This window comes from Jiella pacifica, from assembly GCF_010500815.1.
In the GTDB taxonomy this organism is placed as follows: Bacteria; Pseudomonadota; Alphaproteobacteria; order Rhizobiales; family Rhizobiaceae; genus Jiella; species Jiella pacifica.
On record NZ_JAAAMG010000062.1, the window covers coordinates 1 to 1572 of the forward strand.

At 64.4% G+C, this 1572-nt stretch carries 1 protein-coding gene; it reads left to right on the top strand.

Annotated features, from left to right (window positions below; genetic code table 11):
* Positions 1-168: 168 nt before the first annotated feature.
* Positions 169-1551 carry an IS5 family transposase gene (locus tag GTK09_RS27035; RefSeq protein ID WP_163466478.1) on the top strand — a complete coding sequence of 461 codons (1383 nt, stop codon included), beginning with the start codon at positions 169-171 and terminating at the stop codon, positions 1549-1551.
* Positions 1552-1572: the final 21 nt, after the last annotated feature.

Here is a 1572-nt window from a genome sequence, read left to right on the forward strand (position 1 = left end):
GTCTCCCGTGAAGAATTTCGAAGCCACTGAAATGGCTGACTGATCGGCATGTGCAAAGATTTGACTTTCGCCGGTTTCAGCCGTGTGTGGCCGCAGAAACTTGCAAATTGCGTTGCTGCGGCGGGCGTGATTCCATGGCCTTCGGGTCCATGAATCGGGAGCGTCGGGATGCGTCCGAAGGAGCGGCGGGACAGCGGGCAGACGGACATGTTCCGCGCCAGGCTCGACCAGATCGTCGACACGAACCACGCGCTCGCCAGGCTCGGCCGGGCGATCGACTGGCGGTTTCTGGAGGAGCGGCTCGGCGCGGTCTACACGGAGGCGCCGGGCCACCCGCCACTGGCGACGCGGCTGATGGCCGGGTTGGCGATTTTGAAGGCCATGCACGATCTGTCCGACGAGGCACTGTGCGATCGCTGGCTGGAGAACCCCTATTATCAACTGTTCTGCGGCGAGGAGTTCTTCTGCCACCAGCTGCCCTTCGATCGCTCATCGATGACGCGCTGGCGCCAGCGGATGGGCGAGGAGCGGCTGAACGCGCTGCTGCAGGAGAGCCTCGCCACCGCGACCCGAACCGGCGCGGCCAAGCCTGCGGACTTCACCCGTGCCATTGTCGACACGACAGTGCAGCCCAAGGCGGTCGCCCATCCGACCGACGCCAGACTGATGCAGCGTTCACGCGAGCGGCTGGTGCGGCTGGCCAAGACCCTGGGGATCGATCTGCGCCAGTCCTATGAGCGGGTCGGCAAGTTCGCCTTAATCAAGCAGCAGCGCTACGCCCATGCCAAGCAGTTCAAGCGGGCGAACAAGGCGCTCAGAACCCTGAAGACCTATCTCGGCCGTGTCATCCGCGACATCGTCAGGAAGACCAAGGGCGATCCGGAACTGGAGGCGGCGGTGGCGCATGAGTTGATGCTGGCCCGCCGGGTCCATGCCGGCAATCGCAACCTCAACCCTGTCAGGGGGCTGCCCAAGGACGCCGATCTCAGGGTCTTCAGCCTGCATGCGCCCGAGGTCGAATGCATCGGCAAGGGAAAAGTCCATCGGCCTTACGAGTTCGGCGTGAAGGTCTCCGTCGCCACCACGCTGAAGCGTTCAAAGGGCGGCCAGTTCGTCACTCACGTCGCGGCGCTGCCGGGCAAACCCTATGACGGCCACACACTGGCCAGCGTCATTCCTGCCATCGAGGCCCAGGTCGGCGCAACCCTCACGCGGATCATCGCCGACGCCGGCTACAAGGGCCACAACGCCCCTCAGAGCCACCGCTTCAAGGTCTACACCTCAGGCCAGAAACGCGGCATGACCGACGCCATCCAGCGCGAAATGAAACGGCGAGCGGCCGTCGAACCCGTCATCGGCCATCTCAAGGCCGACCACCGGATGGGCCGCAATCACCTGGCCCACGCCATCGGCGACGCCGCCAACGCCGTCCTCGCTGCCATCGGCTACAACTTCCGCCGCATCCTCGCTTGGCTGGAGCTTTTTGTCGCCTTCATCCAGATCGCGATCATCAGCCTATTCGGCACCCGTCAAACCGCCGACGCCGCTTGACGAGCTTTCTTCACGGACGAC